The sequence below is a fragment of the Phocaeicola salanitronis DSM 18170 genome (assembly GCF_000190575.1).
GTDB classification, from domain to species: domain Bacteria; phylum Bacteroidota; class Bacteroidia; order Bacteroidales; family Bacteroidaceae; genus Phocaeicola; species Phocaeicola salanitronis.
In genome coordinates, this window is record NC_015168.1 from 1 (window position 1) to 19280 (window position 19280).

22 protein-coding genes and 1 pseudogene are annotated in these 19280 nt (G+C 43.2%); 16 read left to right on the forward strand and 7 right to left on the reverse strand.

The window, feature by feature from the left end; genetic code table 11:
* Window positions 1–329: 329 nt before the first annotated feature.
* Complete coding sequence (locus BACSA_RS18680) at window positions 330–1019, forward strand: SprT-like domain-containing protein (protein ID WP_013622863.1); 690 nt, start codon at window positions 330–332, stop codon at window positions 1017–1019.
* Between the two features lie 158 nt (window positions 1020–1177).
* Window positions 1178–1846 carry an Abi family protein gene (locus BACSA_RS18685; RefSeq protein WP_013622864.1) on the forward strand — a complete coding sequence of 223 codons (669 nt, stop codon included), beginning with the start codon at window positions 1178–1180 and terminating at the stop codon, window positions 1844–1846.
* A 39-nt stretch (window positions 1847–1885) separates the two neighbouring features.
* On the opposite strand, the gene BACSA_RS18690 is transcribed toward BACSA_RS18685, so the two are convergent.
* Window positions 1886–2896, reverse strand: a complete 1011-nt coding sequence (locus tag BACSA_RS18690) for a replication initiation protein (protein WP_013622865.1) — start codon at window positions 2894–2896, stop codon at window positions 1886–1888.
* A 420-nt stretch (window positions 2897–3316) separates the two neighbouring features.
* Window positions 3317–4594 carry a hypothetical protein gene (locus BACSA_RS18695; RefSeq protein WP_013622866.1) on the reverse strand — a complete coding sequence of 426 codons (1278 nt, stop codon included), beginning with the start codon at window positions 4592–4594 and terminating at the stop codon, window positions 3317–3319.
* Between the two features lie 391 nt (window positions 4595–4985).
* Here BACSA_RS18695 and BACSA_RS18700 point away from each other — a divergent pair, with 391 nt between their 5' ends.
* The 3 genes from BACSA_RS18700 (at window position 4986) to BACSA_RS18710 (ending at window position 6279) form a co-directional block, all read left to right on the forward strand.
* Entirely contained in the window at window positions 4986–5204 is a 219-nt protein-coding gene (locus tag BACSA_RS18700; RefSeq protein ID WP_013622867.1) for a hypothetical protein, read from the forward strand.
* A 28-nt stretch (window positions 5205–5232) separates the two neighbouring features.
* Window positions 5233–5565, forward strand: a complete 333-nt coding sequence (locus tag BACSA_RS18705) for a hypothetical protein (RefSeq protein WP_013622868.1) — start codon at window positions 5233–5235, stop codon at window positions 5563–5565.
* A gap of 141 nt (window positions 5566–5706) precedes the next feature.
* Window positions 5707–6279: a recombinase family protein gene (locus BACSA_RS18710; protein ID WP_013622869.1), complete on the forward strand. Its 573-nt coding sequence runs from the start codon at window positions 5707–5709 to the stop codon at window positions 6277–6279.
* Window positions 6280–6318: 39 nt separating this feature from the next.
* On the opposite strand, the gene BACSA_RS18715 is transcribed toward BACSA_RS18710, so the two are convergent.
* Complete coding sequence (locus tag BACSA_RS18715) at window positions 6319–7017, reverse strand: response regulator transcription factor (protein WP_013622870.1); 699 nt, start codon at window positions 7015–7017, stop codon at window positions 6319–6321.
* Window positions 7014–7670, reverse strand: coding sequence for a sensor histidine kinase (locus tag BACSA_RS20905; RefSeq protein ID WP_245546629.1), 657 nt, complete (start codon window positions 7668–7670; stop codon window positions 7014–7016). Before BACSA_RS20905 ends, BACSA_RS18715 begins: the two co-directional genes overlap by 4 nt.
* A 1003-nt stretch (window positions 7671–8673) precedes the next feature.
* Here BACSA_RS20905 and BACSA_RS19610 point away from each other — a divergent pair.
* Together BACSA_RS19610 and BACSA_RS20360 are read left to right on the forward strand one after the other, a co-directional pair.
* Window positions 8674–8829 (forward strand): bacteriocin-type signal sequence, encoded by a 156-nt coding sequence (locus tag BACSA_RS19610; RefSeq protein WP_013622873.1) that lies wholly within the window; start codon window positions 8674–8676, stop codon window positions 8827–8829.
* Window positions 8830–9021: 192 nt separating this feature from the next.
* Entirely contained in the window at window positions 9022–9174 is a 153-nt protein-coding gene (locus BACSA_RS20360; RefSeq protein ID WP_013622875.1) for a hypothetical protein, read from the forward strand.
* A gap of 104 nt (window positions 9175–9278) precedes the next feature.
* Here BACSA_RS20360 and BACSA_RS18730 read toward each other — a convergent pair.
* Window positions 9279–10566: pseudogene (locus BACSA_RS18730) on the reverse strand (IS1380-like element IS615 family transposase).
* Window positions 10567–10856: 290 nt separating this feature from the next.
* Between BACSA_RS18730 and BACSA_RS20365 the strand changes: the two are divergent.
* The 9 genes from BACSA_RS20365 (at window position 10857) to BACSA_RS20370 (ending at window position 18048) form a co-directional block, all read left to right on the forward strand.
* Window positions 10857–11012 (forward strand): hypothetical protein, encoded by a 156-nt coding sequence (locus BACSA_RS20365; RefSeq protein WP_013622876.1) that lies wholly within the window; start codon window positions 10857–10859, stop codon window positions 11010–11012.
* Window positions 11013–11061: 49 nt separating this feature from the next.
* Complete coding sequence (locus BACSA_RS20775; RefSeq protein WP_013622877.1) at window positions 11062–11196, forward strand: hypothetical protein; 135 nt, start codon at window positions 11062–11064, stop codon at window positions 11194–11196.
* Window positions 11197–11281: 85 nt separating this feature from the next.
* Window positions 11282–12133: a CPBP family intramembrane glutamic endopeptidase gene (locus tag BACSA_RS18735; RefSeq protein ID WP_169311471.1), complete on the forward strand. Its 852-nt coding sequence runs from the start codon at window positions 11282–11284 to the stop codon at window positions 12131–12133.
* 100 nt (window positions 12134–12233) lie between these two features.
* Window positions 12234–13403, forward strand: a complete 1170-nt coding sequence (locus BACSA_RS18740) for an HlyD family secretion protein (protein ID WP_013622879.1) — start codon at window positions 12234–12236, stop codon at window positions 13401–13403.
* 28 nt (window positions 13404–13431) lie between these two features.
* On the forward strand, window positions 13432–15597 hold the full coding sequence (locus tag BACSA_RS18745; protein WP_013622880.1) for a peptidase domain-containing ABC transporter: 2166 nt from the start codon (window positions 13432–13434) through the stop codon (window positions 15595–15597).
* A 140-nt stretch (window positions 15598–15737) separates the two neighbouring features.
* Window positions 15738–17063: a TolC family protein gene (locus BACSA_RS18750; RefSeq protein ID WP_013622881.1), complete on the forward strand. Its 1326-nt coding sequence runs from the start codon at window positions 15738–15740 to the stop codon at window positions 17061–17063.
* A gap of 13 nt (window positions 17064–17076) precedes the next feature.
* Window positions 17077–17286 (forward strand): helix-turn-helix domain-containing protein, encoded by a 210-nt coding sequence (locus BACSA_RS18755; RefSeq protein ID WP_013622882.1) that lies wholly within the window; start codon window positions 17077–17079, stop codon window positions 17284–17286.
* Window positions 17287–17385: 99 nt separating this feature from the next.
* Entirely contained in the window at window positions 17386–17877 is a 492-nt protein-coding gene (locus tag BACSA_RS18760) for a DUF3836 domain-containing protein (protein ID WP_013622883.1), read from the forward strand.
* Window positions 17878–17907: 30 nt separating this feature from the next.
* Window positions 17908–18048 (forward strand): hypothetical protein, encoded by a 141-nt coding sequence (locus BACSA_RS20370; protein ID WP_013622884.1) that lies wholly within the window; start codon window positions 17908–17910, stop codon window positions 18046–18048.
* Between the two features lie 117 nt (window positions 18049–18165).
* Here BACSA_RS20370 and BACSA_RS18765 read toward each other — a convergent pair whose 3' ends face one another.
* Both BACSA_RS18765 and BACSA_RS18770 read right to left on the reverse strand, forming a co-directional pair.
* Window positions 18166–18429: a hypothetical protein gene (locus BACSA_RS18765; protein WP_013622885.1), complete on the reverse strand. Its 264-nt coding sequence runs from the start codon at window positions 18427–18429 to the stop codon at window positions 18166–18168.
* A gap of 9 nt (window positions 18430–18438) precedes the next feature.
* Window positions 18439–19200 (reverse strand): ParA family protein, encoded by a 762-nt coding sequence (locus BACSA_RS18770; protein ID WP_013622886.1) that lies wholly within the window; start codon window positions 19198–19200, stop codon window positions 18439–18441.
* Between the last annotated feature and the right edge of the window lie 80 nt (window positions 19201–19280).

Below are 19280 nucleotides of genomic sequence, written 5' to 3' on the forward strand. Positions count from 1 at the left end.
ATAAATCAAATGAATCAACGATTTTATTTTTCCCGTTTATTCACTCCCGTTTTCTCTATTGCATTTTAAGATGGAATAGGACATATCCTTATTGGACTATTTTTAGAATAAGAATTTAATATTTATGCATTATGTGTGTTATTTCCACTAATCCACTAAAATACTAATATTTGTAATGTACATTATATTTTATATAAATATTTGATAAACAATGAAATATAAAATATGTATATACACTAATTCACTAATAAACTAAACAACTAATAACCTATTTTTTTTGTAATGTACATTAAAAATAATATTTTTGCAAGAAAATAAACATCAGAAAAATGATAACAACGATACAGTTTAAGACGCTTGACGATTTGTTTCAGTTTTATAATAACCGCCTGTTCGAAGGGAAACTGCCAGAATGCATTGTGAATATGAGCCGGAAGGGAGGTTCTTATGGTTTTTTCGCTGCAGACCGATGGAAAGGGGATTCAATGCAAAAGAAAATCATCCATGAAATCAGTATCAATCCTGATTTTATGGATCGACCGGATAAAGAATGGCATTCGACTTTAGTACACGAAATGTGCCATCTTTGGCAGCATGATTTTGGGAATCCAAGCCGGAACTGTTATCATAACAAGCAATTGGCGTCTAAAATGATACAGGTCGGTCTGATGCCGACAGACACGGGGGAACCGGGAGGGAAACAAACAGGGCAACAGATGTCCCATTATGTAATTGAAGGCGGCTTGTTTGATAAGGTTTTCAATGCGCTTGGGGCTGATGAATTGGAGAACCTACGTTTGAAATACAGACCTTTGCCTGCTTCTTTCCGGATGCTTCCAGTGCCTGTACCTCCACCGGGAAAATCTGCAGATACAGAAAAAGCTGAAGATAAGGAGGGGGATTGGGAGAAAAGCGGGAAACGCAAGAGATACACTTGCGGATGTGGAAACCATGTATGGGGAAAATCTGGTTTGTGGATTAGGTGCGAAGAGTGTAATATGCTGTTTTTGGAGGATTAAATGAAACTGGATTGTCGGCGAATCGAAGCCGGTTCTTTATTCTGTATAATGGCATAAAAAACAAAACCCTGAAGTTTGTCTTTCGACAGGGACGACAGGGGATTACTTTGCAAAAGTACGCATTTGTATTTATATTTGCAAATAAAACGATAGAAATCATGAAATATAAAGATTATGAAGCGGCTTTCTCCCAAGCCCGTTTAAGCAGATACCTAAATGCTTGTGCTGGAGACAAGAATAAGGCACTCATACTATACAGGTACAATTTGAAATTGTGTCAGAAATTTTATGGCGTACTTGGATTGTTTGAAGTCGTTTTTCGCAATGCGGTAAATGAACACTATAAGCGTCATTTCGGTGATGAAGATTGGATTCGGACGCAGATTCATGCAGGAGGAATGTTAGAGAGCAGTCCACAGGTATCAGATGTAACCCGTTACATCTCAAAACTATCGGATGCGGGGAAGTACACGCATGACAGGTTGGTATCTTCGGTAAGCTTCGGCTTCTGGACCTATCTTTTCAACAAACAGCCATTTCGGAAAGGCGGTCAGAGTCTATTGGCTATCTTTCCGCACAAGACCAAAGGGTTGGGGCAAAGGGCAATTTACAACGAGTTGATGGAAATCAAAAGTTTCAGGAACCGAATTGCCCACCATGAACCCATATGTTTTGACATGGACGGAAACAAGGACGTGGAATTTGCACAATCCAATTACAACCAAATCCTGAAGTATGTTGGTTTTTTGGGGTACAACAAGAATGAATTGTTCTATGGGTTGGATGTGCTGCCTGACAGGACAATCCAAAAAATAAGAGACCTATAACAATTGAAGCCGGGATTATCCGTTTCAAATATCCCGGCTTCATCCTTGTTTGTCCTTCAGTTTTCCTTTAAGTGCATTGATGATATACCCTTTGGGGTTTCCCTTGTCTCTCGATTTTCCTTTTAGTATAGCCAGTTCACCCATAATGTCCGGCAGTTCGAACTGTGCGGCAATGAAAACAGCCCGGTTGTTCTTGATTTCCTTGTCTGAAAATCCAAGCGAGAGCTTCAAGTAGCCAAGCACTTGCCTGTTCAGATCCCACGAAAGGTTTGTCTGCTTCTGGATTTCCTGCCGGTAGAGGTCATTATCCCTGAACTGCGGCTGTACTATCGGATAAAAACAGAACCCGACAATTTTCTTTCCTTCTTTCTGAGGGGTCCACTCGAAAGTATAGGGGGAGCACTCGTCCAGCTCTTTTTTTGCCGGCTCAATGACTTTCCGTATGAAATCTGCCGTCAGTTTGTATTTGTCGGTTACCTGGAACATTTCCTTGAGATGGTTAAGTGAGAATGACATTTTCGCTTTCTGACCGCTCATCAGTTCATAGAAGCGCATTGTATAGACGCTTTTGAAGTTCATGGCTGTCACTAACTCGTATTTGCGGAATCCTTTAGTGAAGTCAAGGCAGCAGCTCCAAATCCTTGGGTCTATTTGAAACGTGAACGTGCTCTTGTATTTTTGAATTTTTGGCAAAACAATGATATTTATCTTTTCCCATGTTTTTTCATCTTCATATTCAAAATATTTCTGAGACAAGGCTATCAAGGCTTTTTTTGCTTTCGCATAGTTATTGTCATCTTCATTGGATAGTATCGATGTGACCGGGAGGGTCACTATTAAGTTTCCCCAAAGCGTGTGTTCCACTTTTCTACAATCTTCCGGGAATTTCAACCCCTGCAATTCACATTGGGCAAGTTCTACAAGCCTGTATAGAATTCTTTTTTCGTACACATTGAAATCATATTTTGCCGTAGTCATGATGTAGCTTTGTATCTGGTCTTTGTTTCTGACTACTACTCCGTTGTTTTTTTTCTGTTTCGTGCGTTCCATAATCCAATTGGCTTTATGTTGTTTTGCAAAGATAGCTATTATTATGACTTGTACAAATGAAAGTCATCGATAATATAAAAATCCATTCCAAAAGTCATAGTTTGAGGCAAAAAATCCATTCCAAAAGTCATAGTTTGTATTCCAAAAGTCATAATAAGATGTTAAATTCTTTCTGTAATTAATTGATAATCAGCTGAAATTTAGTTAAAACAAAAAAGTCGATAAGTATATACAAGTTATGCATATAAACAAGTCAAAGAATTTTTTAGCGGAATGTCACGAAATCCATTCCAAAAGTCATAATTCCGTTGAAAAGGAAAAGCAAATTGTCAGCATAGCAGGAATAGGGACGGATTTTTCTGCGTGTTAAATTATGTATATTTATGTAATTATATATTTAATTCATGTTGAAAAACATAATTACATATGGACACCCTTGTTTGTGCCTAATCCGAGTATCTTCTGTAGTCTTATCCATAGCTGTTTGAAAAATTCCTTGAAGTGAAAATCGTTCAGCCAAATGGTCGTGTTGCCAGACTTGCTTTTGGCTATGTCTATTTTCACGTCCTTGACCTGATGCTTTTTTCTGCGTTCCCGATCGTACAGGAATCCTGAATAGGTTATTTCTTTTCCTGTAAGCAGGAGCCGGATATCGTTATCACCGACCCCCATTGTCCGGAGTTCATCGATGTTCTCTTTGGCGTTTTCCATGCAGGGGAACAACTCGGTTATCGGCTTCAGCCTTTCCTCTCCGGTTCTGACAGCCCTGCGTGTGGCTTCCCGTTCCCTTTCGTTTTGGGCGTTTGCTGTACGCAGGTTGCTCTGGAGGTTCTGGCTTTTCATCTCCAGTTCAAAATTCTCCCTTTTCAGTTCTGCTATCTCCTGCTCCTGCCGTTTGACCTTTCCGGAGTTGAAAAGGCTGGCTGTAGCATCGATGACGGTAGTTCCGGCTTTCAGCAAGGCTGTCCCCGTGTCGGCTGCCGCCCCTTTCAGCTTTTCCACCTTTATTTCAGCGGCTGCTTCTTTGAGCTTCTTTTGGGTGTCCTCCAGCTTTTCCCCTGCCTGTTTCACTTTTTCCTCTATGACGTTGCGCTCATTCTCCATCTTACGGCATTCTTTTTCGATTTGCGCCGCTTTCTCCGCTTCGACCATATTCTTGTACTGGATGGCGGAAAGGTGCTTACGGTCGGAAGAAATGCCCCTTTCCATGCCAAGGCATTCCGCCAGTATGGTCTGCATTTCCGCCATGTCCTGCTTGTTCAGCTTCCGGGTTCTCCCTGTTTCCCCGTCCGTCCAGTCGAAAATCATGTGCGCATGGTAGTTCGGCTTCCATGTTTCCGCGTTCCCGTCCCAAACGCCGGCTCCTTCGTCCTTGTGCGTGTAGATTTGGAACGTGTGTATTCCGAAACGTTCCTCCAACCTCCCGGCAAAGTCCTGTAGCTGCCGGAGTGTCGTGCCGTCCTCGATCACGACCACTCCCTCGCGGATGGGTGTCGCCTTCTTCTGCATGGACTGCCCGGTGTGCTGCCTGTACTTTTCCCTTATGTCCTCCAGCACGTCCGCAATCCTCATTTCCGACCATTGCTCGTTGCGGTGGGAGAGTTCCGGGCGTATGTAGTCGAGTTCCTTGCTGCGGAGGTTGTGCCGTTCCGCGCTGCCGATGTTGCAGGGTCTTACGTTGATGCTTGTCTTTGCCATAACCTTTCTCTTTTCGTTGGTGGATATCCGTTTGCATCGCCATCGAGCTTGCCGATGGCGGACGGGGTCGAGGGGTGTCCCCTCGCACACGACCCTTTAGGGTCATAGTGTGCTATAACCTCGCAAGCAAAGTTAAGCCATTCGGACGGAATTTGCAAATGCCAAGTGTGGAAAGAGCACATAGGTCGGTACACAAAGTACACTCAGAAAAATCATCGGTCGGGGAACGCCTGCACGGCAAGGGGGTGCACCCGCACTCCCGACGAGTGCATCCATTAGAAGCCATTTTTCCGAAAGTAATTTCATTGTATCAAATTCATGTAGATTAACTATTGAAATTGTTACATAATCAATATTTATTGTACTTTTGCGATGAAAAAAGGTGTCATTTATGGTGGATAAGAATAAAAATTTAAAGAAGATGAAAGAAGGAGATTTGGTATCGGTGTCCGCTGAATCCACAGGCTTAGGCAGACCAATGGAGGCTGTTATAGACAAGATTGAAACATTCCTTGGTCAAACCCTTGTCACGGTCAGTTATACGCAACCTGACGAAAATTCCGGATTCGGTGGTTGCTTTGTTGATGCACATATCACTGTGAAGGAATAAAAACAGATAAATTTGATAAATTGGAAGTATGGGAAATGAAAATGTATCAAAATCAAAGAGAGGCGGAAAACGGGAGGGAGCAGGTAGGAAAAGCCGTGCCGGCATCCATTCGGTAGTCATGCGTGTACCTGCATCAATGGAGGAACTTGTACAGGCATTCATTGATATTTATTCGGACTGGATTCGTGAAGAAGGAGACAAATTCGCTCCACACAAAACCAATGAAACGCAAAGGGCTTTGTTCAGGCAGACGGTTTCAGGGATGTTGGAATTTGAACGTGAACGGTTGGTGAAAAGAAACAAGGAGGATAGCGACAGGCGTCAACTCCGCTTGTTTGAAAACGAAACGAAATCAGAATAGCGAATTTTAAAAAACGAAGGTTTTTCATACACGTTCCGGTCTTTCCAAGTTGTGTAGGAAATGCTGTTCCTGTTTGTCTGAAAACCGGTCTTTTTATCAAAGTATGAAAAATAGTATGTATGACATATTACAGACAAGACCATGATTATAGGATATGCAAGGGTTTCGAAGAATGACCAGCACCTTGACCGGCAGATAGACCGGTTGAAAAAAGAGGGATGCGAGCGGATTTATCAGGAAAAAGTGTCTGGCGCAGGAAAAATAAGACCTGAACTGGATAGGATGCTGGATGCGCTTCGTGAAGGAGATACAGTCATCGTATGCGAGCTGACTAGGTTGGGGCGTTCCGTAAAGGAGCTTTTTATGCTGGCTGAACGTATTGGCGCAACGGGTGCGGATCTGCGTTCGATTAAAGAGCCTTGGCTTGACACGACCACTCCGCAAGGTAAACTGCTTTTTGCCGTATTCTCAGGCGTGAGCCAGTTTGAGCGTGACATTATCCGGGAAAGAACCCTTGAAGGGCTGGAATCCGCACGGGCAAGGGGACGCAAGGGTGGGAGACCGAAAGCCGATGCGGGGCGCATAGAACTTGCCATGAAGCTTTATGATTCCCGTGCGTGTCCCGTGTCTGACATTCTCAAGGCTTCAGGCATAAGCAAAGCCACCCTGTACGCCTATTTAAAGGACAGGGAAAGTACGGAAAAGGGAACCTGAATGGAATCCTTTTCCGTAAGGTTATGTAATTCCGATACGTTACTTTGCCACCAGCATCAGTCCGACACCTCTCGCGGTCTTAATCTCCACATCCGGATCATCGGTAAAGAGCTTGCGGAGTTTGGTGACAAATACATCGAGGCTACGGGACGCGAAAAAATCGTCTTCCGTATTCCAGCATCGGCTCAGGATGGCTTCGCGGCGGATGACCTCATTCTTGTTTTCGGCGAGAAGCTGCAGGATTTTGGCTTCCGTTGTGGTCAATACACGGATTTTACCCGTGTTGTCATCACGCAGGGTGGCATGTACGGTGTCAAGCGTGTAATGGCTGAACCTGCAGTGCCCCTCTACCGACCTGCTTCTGGCACCTTCCTTCATTTTCAGGATGGCGTGGATGTGTGCGTCTATCTCTTCCGGGACAAACGGCTTCTTTACGTAGTTGTTCACGCCCAGTTCGTAGCCGTGTTTCACGTCTTTGGGCGATGTCATGGCGGAAGCGAACAGGATTGGCGTGTCTCCGTCCGTCTCACGGATGCGCCTTACCATCTCGAACCCGTCCATTTCGGGCATGTCGATGTCGGATATGATGATGTCAGGTTTGTGTTCCTCCCAAGCGTGCAGACCTTCCAGTCCGTTTCCGGCGGTAATCACTTCATAGCCGCCGATTACATCCTGCAGACCTGCCTGTACGATGTAGCATAAGTTCACATCGTCTTCAACGAGTAGTAGCTTTATCATAGTTCTTTGACCATTAAGGGTAAATAGATAATAAATTCAGTAAACTCACCTTCTATGCTGTTGACGAAGATTTTTCCTTTGTGCGCTTCGATTACCTGCTGCACGAAATTCAGACCCAGTCCGAAACCAGACGCTTTCTTCTTGTTGCTCCTGCTTCCAGCCGCCGCCCGCTCGTATTTGTTGAAGATGCTGCGCTGATCCTTTTCCGATATGCCAAGACCATTGTCGTATATCTTGATGATGGAATAAAGGTCGTTTTTCGATGACGAGACGCGTATGTCCACACGCTCTTTGGAATATTTGATGGAATTATCTATCAGGTTACTGAATACCTCTTCGATGTATTCCGCATCGGCGTATATCTCCGGTGTTTGCAAATCAAACTCGAACGATACGGGCTTGTGTGATTTCACCTTGAACTTATCCGCCAGCCTGACGAGCATCGGCTCCAGCGCAATCTTTTCACACTCCATCTTCATCTTCTTGTTCTCCAGTTTCGATATGGTGAGCAGCTTGTTGGTCAGTGTCAGCAGGCGGTCCGCCTCTTCCTTGGCGACATTGAAGAATTTCTCTTTTGTCTCCGGCTTGTCATCCAGCCTTCCGCTGTGCAGGAAGCTCAATGCCGTGAATATGGTGGTAAGCGGAGTTTTCATGTCATGCACCATTGCATAGGAAAAGTCTTCACGTATTTGAAAGATTTTTTTTTGTTTAGATACAATTTTGACTTGGTATATAATGCATCCGATAACAAAAATCATAATAATGATAGTTGATATTAAAAGGATATTCATTCGTTCAAAAATTGATATTTGTGGATTTTCAAGAACCAGTTGTATTCCTTTTGATAAATCTACTTTTATAGGAATAACTTTGGATTCTATTGTAGTCAATGCGTTTTTTTGATTACATTTATTGTAACTTGCATAAATTTCTTCATTCTTAGGGTTTATGATTCTAATATAAAAACGATTGTTGATGTTTTTTTCCTTTAGTAAGAGATTTGTAATGGAATCAATTCTTTGAAGTGATAATTTATATCCTAATTTTGATATTCCTTCATATAGATAAGTTGACTGTGGAATAGAATCAGTGTTTGCACCACCTATTATTCGTGTTCCTTCTGGAAGTTGTTTTGCTATAATGCTTGTTTCTTTTTTTAATGCTTCTTCTATTATATTATTGCATTCAATGAAAATGTTATTCTTAATAAGGATATAGGTATTGTTAAGCCATACATATTGCAATGATAATATAGATATAATACCTAAAAGTGTAAAGCATAATATGAAATTATTGTATCTCATTTTTTGAGGCAAAGATAATAAATAACATTTAGATAACATAGAAATAACATATAATGAATCTGTTTATTTTGATATTTGCAGCATCTTAATAATAAAAAATATATAGAGTATGAAACAGATACAAGATTTAGAAAAAAATGAAATGATTGAAATTTTTGGTGGTGAATGGATGGTTTTAAATGGTGAATGGGTCTATGTAGATGTAACGCGAGGAAAAGATGATTAAATGATATGTATGAAAATCATTAACCTAACGATAACATAAAGGTAACATAATTCCCAATAATGTTGTTTTATCTTTGCATCAGTAAAACAAACAAAGAGTTTAATAAACAATTAAATAGAAAAGCGTATGAAAAAGAATGAATTGAAAACTTTAGAGATTGAAGAATTGAAAAACGTGAATGGCGGAGTAGCACCTGGACCTAACGGTGAAAGCTGTACGGAACATGGACTGCCGGATTTTTTGAAAAACACGATCCTCTTGGATATTCTTAAACATAGATAGTGGAAGAATGGTATTTGAGAGAATTAAAAATAAAATAGTATTAACAAATAAACTTATTGTGTATGAAAGAATTGAACAAAGATGAGGACCTGTCAATTACAGGTGGGTATTTTCCTCCAACAGAGGAACAGTTGGAAAAATTGAATCCTATTGAGAGAATTATCATTTGTTGGTAAAGTAAGAATGTTGTGTATGGAAAAGAATGAAATGATGCGTACTATGAGTCTGCAAGAACAACAGGAAATCAATGGCGGTGGAGCCTTGGATATTTTGATAAACCTTAAATCCGCAACTCCATTCCCGAAGTGCTACCTACATAAAGAGAAATGGACTTTTGATTCGTAAGATAACCATTAAGTCCTCGCGTCCGTTTCAATGCGCATACCATCCCCTTACCCCATAAAGCGACTTGAGGCAATACGCAATCAGTGGCCATCAAGTGATGTAAATCATCCGGAAGAAGTTTTGAAGGCTTCTGCATATGCATGGTTGTCGGTGTAGATATTCAGCACACATTGCCTTGCGGTCTTAATCCACTTGGCAGGTACTGAAATGAATTTGAAGACAAACGTCTTGATACGGCTGGTTTCCTTGAGCCCGAACTTCTTCACTTCAATCCTTTGCATGATGGCCTTGTAGAAATTGCGTATCAGTGCCGTCAGGAGCAGGAACACGGTATTTTCCGCCATGAAGGATTTAGGCAGTCTGTCCCATCCAAACCCATTGTTCATGTCATCAAAGACGCGTTCCTTGCCACCGCGCATGTTATAGAACTCCACGATGTCCCTCATGGATGATTCGTAATCGTTGGTCAGGATGCAGCGGTATGTATATTCCCCCCTCCCACAGGTCCGGTCCACTGCCCATGCGTCTCTGTCTCTGGATTACCAGGCGATACGGTTTGCCCTTCCACTTCTCAACGAGAATGGAGTTCAACTCAAACACGATGCCGTTTATCTCTTCCTTCTTCCACCCTCTGAGCGCGAAGATGTCATCATAGAGCGAGCAGCAGCGGTTGGCGCGTATGTAGAATGTCCTGCAATGCTTCCTGACCTCATCCACAATGTCTTCAGAGCATGAGCCGCAGTCGGCCCTGAAGCGTTTGACTGTCAGCTTCTTCTCTTCAAGTCTCTCCAAAATCCTCTTTAGCGTGTCCTTCTGGTGAAAGCGTACATTGGTGTTGCCGTCGCTGTTCTCTATGCCGACAATCATGTCGCCGATAACGGCCACACCGGACCTGTAACCAAGAAATTTCTTGTACGTGGGCTTTGCATCGTACTTCTCCGCCTCAATGAACTGGTGGTCAAAGTCAACGTCATACTCCCCGCCCTCTTTCAACTGCCCTGTGGACAACAGGCAATTCAGGAGCAATGTGTTGAGTGTGTCTGCCGTATTGAAATCATAGGACTTTCCGGCATCAGACGTGTATGAGATGTTTTCCCGGGTCAGTTCGTTTATTGCCCTAAGGATGGTGTCGGCGCTACAGGTGCGGAGTGTGGGGTGAAGGGAAAGATGACTCATTAAGTGGGCGGTGACATCCTCAACGCAAGAACCGCCGCAGAAGTAAACGCATAGGAGGGAGCGGATGATTTCGCTGTATTGATAACCATAGAGTTTGCATCTCAACCCAAGTGTTGAGTCAATTGTAGAGGAGAGAAGGGAGGTAAATTGCTCCATGATTGGAAATATGCCTCCAAAAGGAGTGAGTCTTTCGGATTTTATTGCTACCTTTGCCATGCCTGTTGCGGTTTTCTTTGTCTTTGGATTCGCAACACTAAGGTAAGTGAAAACGCTGACATGGCAAAAACCTGGGCAACAAAATGTTGCTCAGGAACTTATAAAAATAATTATCAATTATGTTGCGGAATTAAGGATAAATACGATTGTAGACGTTTTGAATGGAAGAATGCCTGTATATGTTTAATGCATTAAAATTTAATAGTATGAAAGAACTGAAGTGGATGAAATGAGATTGATTGATTGTGAGATAATTAAATTGATTAAAAATATTTAAACGGAAAAACAGTATGAAAGAAAATGTATTTATGGTTGAGTTAAATCAGAAAGAAATGAGTGAAGTAAATGGAGGAGGTATTTGGACAGAAGTGTTTAAAGCTCTTATTGCATCTTATGAGATGGCAAGTGATTTTAAGGAAGGATGGGATTCTGTTCCAGATCTTTAATTGATTTATGAAACTGATGAAAATAATTATCTATTAGAAAGGAGTATTTATGATGAAGAATGAATCATATGTAGAGCTTAGTAAGAAAGAAAATTCAGAAATCTATGGTGGTAAAAGTTTTATGACTACTATAGGTGAACTTTGCCATAAGGGATGGAATGAAGTAAAATCATGGTTTCGATAAATGTTAAATAGATGAAGAAGATGTAGTATAAATGTGAACTTTACTATATCTTCTTCATTTGGATTATTTGCTTATGTGTTATATTGTGAAAAAAAATAGAGTTCCATTATGGGCTGATTTGTTGATATTTTTAGTGTTTCTTTTTATTGCATCTTTGATAGGAGTAGAGAGCACATTGTCATTGATAGGTTCAACAGAATTTGAAAGTGTTAAATATTTCTTTTTGTCTACAATTATTTCTTCTATAATTGTCTTATTAGCTATTTTACTTCAACATTATGTTATAGACAAACGACCTTTAAGTGAATTGGGTTTATGTACTACTCACTTTGTATGGAAACATTCAAGTATGGTTGTTGTGTGGACGTTTATCGTGTTTGTTATTGGTTTTTTGATTTGTTTATTAAGTGGTGATGTCTCTATTGTATCAGTATATTGGAATTTGAAAGACTTGTCTTTGAGTCTATTGATGTTTACTTTTGGTGCTTTCTATGAGGAAATTATAATGAGAGGATATCTATTGACACGTTTATGCCGATCTGGACTAAATGTATGGCTATGTTTAATAATAACTGCAATTGTTTTCTCTGCAATGCATTTAGCAAATCCTAATGTGAATGTTTGTTCTGTTGTTAACCTCTTTTTGTTTGGGATTTTAGACGGATGTATTTTTTTATATACTAAAAGTCTATGGGTGTCTGTAATAGCTCATTGTGCATGGAATTGGATACAAGGATCAATTTTGGGGTTTAAAGTTAGTGGTTGTGAATTCTTTCAGCCCATTATAAATTTGGATATGCCGTCTTATAATTTAGTAAATGGCGGATTATTTGGATTTGAAGGTTCTATAATCTGTACGATATTATTAATACCTTTTATTATCATTTTTATAAACCTTCTTTCAAAAAGTATTGCGAAAGACGAATTCCAGCATTAACCTAACGATAACATAAGCATAACATATCCTCTTTTTTAGAACGGTTACTTTTGTCCTGTGAAAAGGAAACAGAAGTAACCGTTTTTAATTTAAAAAAGATATGCTATTACCGAACGAATGGATAGAGAACAGTATCGAGACGTACATCTATCAGCACACAACGAAATCGCAGGTGATCTACTGGGTTGTCCTGCTTGCCGTGACCGTCACATTAGTGGCACTTCCCTTTGTCTATGTGGATATCTCCGTACAGGGAAGCGGCGTAGTGAGACCGGTTGCGGAAAAGGCTGAAATCACTTCCTCCATTACCGAAATTGTGGATTCGGTATTCGTGAAGGAAGGTGACCAGGTGAACAAGGGAGATGTGATTCTCCGGTTCCGCACCAACAATTCGGACTACAAGATCAATTACCAGACCAGCCGGTTGAACGACTGCAGCGCACAGCTTGCCGACCTTGCCTTTTTAGCGAAGGGCGAACGTCCGGAACGGTTCAGTTCTCCGGTAAGGCAGCAGGAATACGCCTATTTCATCCGGAAGAAACAGGAACTGGAAACGGCACTGGCACAGGCGGAAAAGGAATACACCCGGAACAGGACGCTTTTTGAGAAGAAGGTCATTTCGGAAGAGGAATATGACAGTTACTACTTCAAGTTGAAAAGCCAGCAGAACGAACTGGCATCGCTGGTACAGAGCCAGCTCAGCACCTGGCAGGCAGACCAGAACACCTACCGGAACACATACAACGAGATGAACTCCAGCCTGAATCAGGAGATAAAGGACAAGGACATGTATATTGTGCGCAGCCCGGTGGACGGGACGGTAGACCAGTTCTCCGGCGTGTACCGCGGAAGCAGCATTCAGGCAGGTCAGTCGCTGGCGGTTATCAGTCCCGACTCCACGCTCTGCCTGGAGGTCTATGTCACGCCGAGAAACATCGGGTTTATGAGCGTGGGTATGCCGGTGAACGTGCAGGTAGAATCGTTCAATTACAACGAATGGGGAACGATACCGGGAAGAGTAAAGGATATATCATCGGACTTCCTGACGGACAGCCAAGGCAATTCCTTCTACAAGGTGAAATGCGAGATGGAGCGTGATTATCTCCAGCTGAAGAACGGAAGGGTAGGGAAGCTGAAAAAAGGAATGACGGTGAATGCGCATTTCATGGTGACACGCCGTTCGCTGTTCGACCTGCTCTATCAGAAGATGGACGGATGGGTGAACCCGAAACAGTATGAGAACGAAACAATGGTAGCGAAATTAAACTGAATGGAAAAACGGAAAAAACAGAATGACTATGTATAAGAAAGGAATCAAGATAAAACAGCATGACATTACGGACTGCGGCGCGGCATGCCTTGCCTCTGTCTGCGCACATTACGGGCTTCAGTTTCCGGTTGCCCGCATCCGGCAGTACGCGTTCACCGACCAGAAAGGAACAAACGTGTTGGGACTGATAGAGGCTGCCAACCGGCTCGGACTTTCGGCAAAAGGCGTGAGGGCACAGTTTGAAGCGCTTGCCATCGTTCCGAAACCGACCATCGCCCATGTAATCGTACATGAGCACCTGCAGCACTTCGTGGTCATCTATAAGGTGGAAAAGGGACACATCACCTATATGGATCCGGGAGACGGAAGGATGCACAAGGTGACGGACGAAGAGTTTAAGAGGATGTGGACGGGCGTGCTTGTGCTGATGGAACCGGAAGAGACCTTCAAGAAGGGGAACATGAAAACCAGCATGACGCGGAAATTCTTCTCGCTGCTGGCACCACACAAGAGCGTCATGATGCAGGCGGTGTTCGGGGCGTTGGTATACAGTATTCTCGGACTGTCCACCTCGGTATATGTAGGCAAGATTACCGATTACGTATTAGTGGACGGAAACATCAACCTGCTCAACCTGATGGGCGTGGTGATGATTGTCATCCTGATTCTCCGCACCTTTATCGGAGCCATGAAGAGCATCCTGGCACTGAAGACCGGACAGCGCATCGATGCCGCCTTGATACTGGGATATTACAAGCACCTGCTGACGCTCCCGCAACAGTTCTTTGACACGATGCGTGTGGGTGAGATCATCTCGCGTGTGAACGATGCGGTGAAAATCCGGAACTTCATCAACAACGTGTCGCTCGATTTGGTGGTGAACATGATGATCCTGCTTTTCTCCGTAGGTCTGATGTTCGTGTATTCGTGGGAGCTTGCCCTTGTGACGCTGGCATCCGCACCGCTTTTCCTGCTTATCTTCTGGGGGTTCAACCGGCTGAACCGGAAATACCAGCGCGGCATTATGGAGAGCAGCGCGGACTTGGAGGCACAACTGGTGGAATCCATCAACTCCATCTCCACCATCAAGCGTTTCGGCATCGAGGACTTTGCCAACCTGAAGACGGAGACCCGCTTCGTGCATCTGTTGAAGAACACGTTCCGCAGCATTTACGGAGCGATCATGGCACAGGGTGGCATCCAATTCGTCTCCACAGCCATCACCATAGCGGTGCTCTGGATGGGAAGTGTGCTGGTCATCGACAAGGAACTGACACCGGGAACGCTGATGGTGTTCTATTCGCTCATCAGCTACGTCATCTCGCCCATCGGCTCGCTGATATCCTCCAACCAGACCATTCAGGACGCACTGATTGCAGCCGACCGCCTGTTTCAGATTATGGACCTGGAGCGTGAACAGGACGACAGCCAAAAGATAGAGCTTGAACCGGACATGATCGGTGACATCACGTTTGAGAATGTGTCGTTCCGTTACGGTTCGCGGAAAGAAGTGTTCAAAGGACTTAACCTGAAGATAGAAAAAGGAAAGACCACAGCTGTCATCGGTGAGAGCGGTTCGGGAAAAACCACGCTGATCTCCCTTTTGCAGCATATCTATCCCATCCAGTCCGGGCAGATCCGCATCGGCGAATATGACATCGCCCAGATAAGCAATCGGAGCCTCCGCCGCAGGGTGGGGACTGTTCCGCAGCAGATTGAGCTGTTTGCCGGGACAATCATCGAGAACATTGCGGTGGGAGACCTGCAGCCGGACATGAAACGGATTGTAGACCTTGTGGAACAGCTCGGACTGAAGGATTTCATCGAGCGTCTGCCCAACGGATACATGACCTATATCGGCGAGCACGGTGCTTCCCTTTCCGGAGGTGAAAGGCAGCGCATTGCCATTGCACGCGCCCTGTATAAGGAACCGGAGATTCTGATTTTTGATGAAGCGACCTCCTCGCTGGATTCCATATCGGAGAAGCATGTGAAGCAGACGCTGGACGCACTGGCTAAACGGGGAAAGACCGTCATTGTCATTGCGCATCGCCTGAGCACGGTGAAGAACGCGGATAGGATTGTGGTACTCGACAAGGGTCAGGTAGCCGAGACGGGTACGCACAAGGAACTGTTCAATTCTGGCGGAATCTACAGCCGGTTGTGGAACGAGCAGTTTGACCAGTTGGATTAATCTGTTTCCATTCCTATAATCCGATATTCGGGTTGTAGGAATGGATTTTTCTTAACCTTTTGATAACTTTCCGATAACATCGTCCGTGGCTTTGTCTGTCTACTTTTGTAGAGCGAAAAACGAATAAGAAAGGACGAAATATGAAAGGATTAGTATCTATACTGGCTTTTGCCGGATTATTAGCCTGTCAGGGAAACGTACAGGCACAAGTGAAAAAATGGACGCTTGCAGAGTGTATCGACTATGCAGTGACACACAACATTGAGGTAAAGCAAAGCGATAACCAGATTCAGAACTTGAAAGTGCAGAGGAATACATTAAGAAACAGTTTTCTTCCGGATCTGAATGCAGGTGCCTCGCAGAACTTCACATTCGGACGATCGCTGAACCAGAACAACACGTATGAGGACAGCAACATACAGAACTCGTCTTTCTCTGTAACTACGGAAATCCCGATATTTGCCGGATTCAAGCGGACGGCATCCATTGCGCAGAACCGCTTCGACCTGCTTGCCGCAGAGGCGAACCGGGAACTGATAGAGAACAACCTGTCGCTGAACGTGGCTGGAGCCTATTTCCAGATTCTTCTGAACAAGGAAATCTACCGGATAGCATTGGAGCAGATACAGTTGACCAAGGAACAGGAAACCTGCACGCAGCTTCTTATCGAGAACGGGAAGGCTGCCGAATCACAACTTTATGATGTGCGTGCACAGCTGGCGGATGACGAACTGACCGCTACCGAAGCGAGAAATTCCCTCCGGCTCGCTTATCTTGACTTGGCACAACTGATGGAGCTGAAAGGGCATGAACAGTTTGACATCGATTCGCTTGGCGGAGAGATTGCCATCGCCGACACGCTGAGTCCGGTGAGCATCTATCAGTCCGCCCTAACCTGTATGCCTCAGATACGTCAGGCATATTACACCCTGCAGAGCAAGACAAAAGGCATCCGGATAGCCAAGTCCGGATATTACCCGACCCTTTCATTCGCAGCCGGAATCAACACGAACTATTACGACAACGGGAGCGGACTTGGTGAGACGTTCCAGAGGCAGCTTAACAACAACATGCAGAAAAGCCTGTGCTTTACAATCAGCATCCCGTTGTTCGACCGGTTTTCCACACGGAACCAGGTGAGGGCGGCACGTATCGATGAGGATAATGCGAGACTGTCATTGGAAAACGAGAAAAAGCAGTTGTACAAAGACATCGAGCAGGCTTATATGGATGCGATATCCGCATTCGAGAAATACCGTTCCACCACGAAAGCAGTAATAGCCAACCAGGAGGCGCACCGGTATGCCTTGGAAAAATATGCAGCCGGTAAATCTACTGTATTCGAATACAATGAAATCAAGATGAAACTTGCCGACGCACTTTCGCAACAGTCACAGGCTAAATATACCTATCTGCTGAAAGACCGTATACTGGCTTTCTATTCCTGCTTTTCACTAACAGATTAACAGCCTTGTAATTATGCATTCAATAAAGATAAATCTCGATGTCGTTTTAAATAAAAGAGGAATGACGTTGAATGAACTTTCGGAAAAAACAGGCGTGTCTATAGCCAACCTTTCCAACCTGAAAAACAACCGTGTCGTTTCAGTCAGGTTTTCTACGCTTGGGAGAATCTGTAAAGCCTTGGAATGCCAGCCTGCCGACATCTTAAAGTATGAAGATGATTAACTTAATGATAACATTCTGATAACCTGAAAGGGGATACATCCTTCTTACCTTTGTGTCAGTAAAAGGAAATAAAGACGAAACAATAAAAAATAGTAAGATATGGAAATTATTACAGCAACAACGATTTTTTTAGCGTCATTGAACGTATATGGCGAGTGTGGGTTTGCATACAATGCAGAAACTTCTGAGGATGGAATTGTCACAGCCAAGGCTGTGTACCATAAGTCGGTATGTGGAAAGTATCTGTCTCCGACTCTGAAATACAACTATGTGTATGACGGAGAGCAACGTCTGGCACAGAAAGAAGTGTTGAAGTGGAACTGCGTAACAGAGAAATGGGATAAATCGCACATTTTGAATTACATGTATGATGAAAACGGATATACCATTGAGTATGCCGTATGGGACAGTGGCAAACAGGAATACGCTGATGTGGTTGCCAAGCAGACTTATCATGAAAGCATTGACGGTGCGCTTTATATCGCTTTGTATAGATGGGATGATTCCGGGAACGATTGGGTGAAACAGAATGACATGGTCGCCATGAACCTGTCAGGCGAACTTCTGACATCTTTTGAATTTGAATTATAATAAAATGTATAACAATAAAATGATGAATTTATGGAAAAGAAAAATTTAGAACGGAAAGTCAGACTGATTGCAATTGAAGAAATGAGAAATGTGAACGGCGGAGCGAACATCGTAGCCGGGGACGAATTTTCACAACTGAAACTGCCGATTGGCATGCGAAAGAAATTCTAAGCTGATGTCGTTTTGAAAAAAAGAGGTTGGATTGGATAATAAATTGAATGTGTGAATCCTTGTCTGTATGTTTTTGGGATGCCTGTGTGTGGCATCCCTTTTTTTATGGAAACTAAACTATGGAGCATATCTTTCTCCCTTGTCGCTTAAATATAGATCTATGGCTTCGTTGAATGCCTGAAGTAAGGTCATTCCGTTGTCTGTTGCATATCGTTTCAGCCGGTTGTGGCGTGAAGGGTCTGTTATGTAATTGCAGGTTTTATATTTGGGCTTTTCTTGTGTACGTAAATCCGATTGCTTTACCGCTACTGTCGTTGGTCTTACCAATGAACTTAGCCCGGCTTTCATGTTTTCTCTCAGGTTGTTCCTTTTGTTTTCCATACGGTTGTATTAATTGAACGTTGATTCTTTTTTAAGAAATTCATCACAAAATGAGGCATAATCTTCCGCTCCTGAAGATTTTGGCGCATAGTGGAATATATCATGTTTAGCAGCTGTTGCTTCTCCGATAGCGACATTGGTTCGGATTGTAGTAGTGAACACATCCCCTTGAAAAGTGTCACGGATTATCTCTTGTATATCCTGGTTGAAATTTTTCCGTCTGTCGTATTTGGTAATCAGTATTCCAGAAATACGCAGTTTTGGATTCAGGTTGTTTTTTACTTCATGGATGACGTTTGTTAGCCTGCCCATTCCTCGCATTGCTAAGTATTCTGCTTCTACGGGGATAATGATGCAATCCGAAGCAGTCATCGCGTTGATAGTCAGTATAGATAAGGATGGAGGGCAATCTATAAGAATATAATCATATTGTTCTTGTACCTGACTGATCAATTTGTGAAGAATCTGCTCCCGTGCATACTTTTGCATTATTTCCATTTCTATTGCTGACATATCCAAACATGACGGTACAATATCCAGACCGTCCTCATTCTTTACAATCGGAAGCGGGATGTAGCCTCTCATGGCTTGATAAATGGTATCGTCAAGTTCTGTAGAAACTCCTAGGCAGTCCGTCAGGTTTGACTGTGCATCCATATCAATGAGCAGTACCCGTTTCCCCCGAATTTGCAGTGCTGCGCCCAAATTAGCCGCGGTTGCCGTTTTCCCGACACCTCCTTTGTGGTTGATTATTGATACTATTTTTGCCATACAGTTGATTATAAATGCTAACTGAAAAACTAAATTACTAAAATTAGTTGATTAGTGGCAAAATTACTATTAAATGCAGA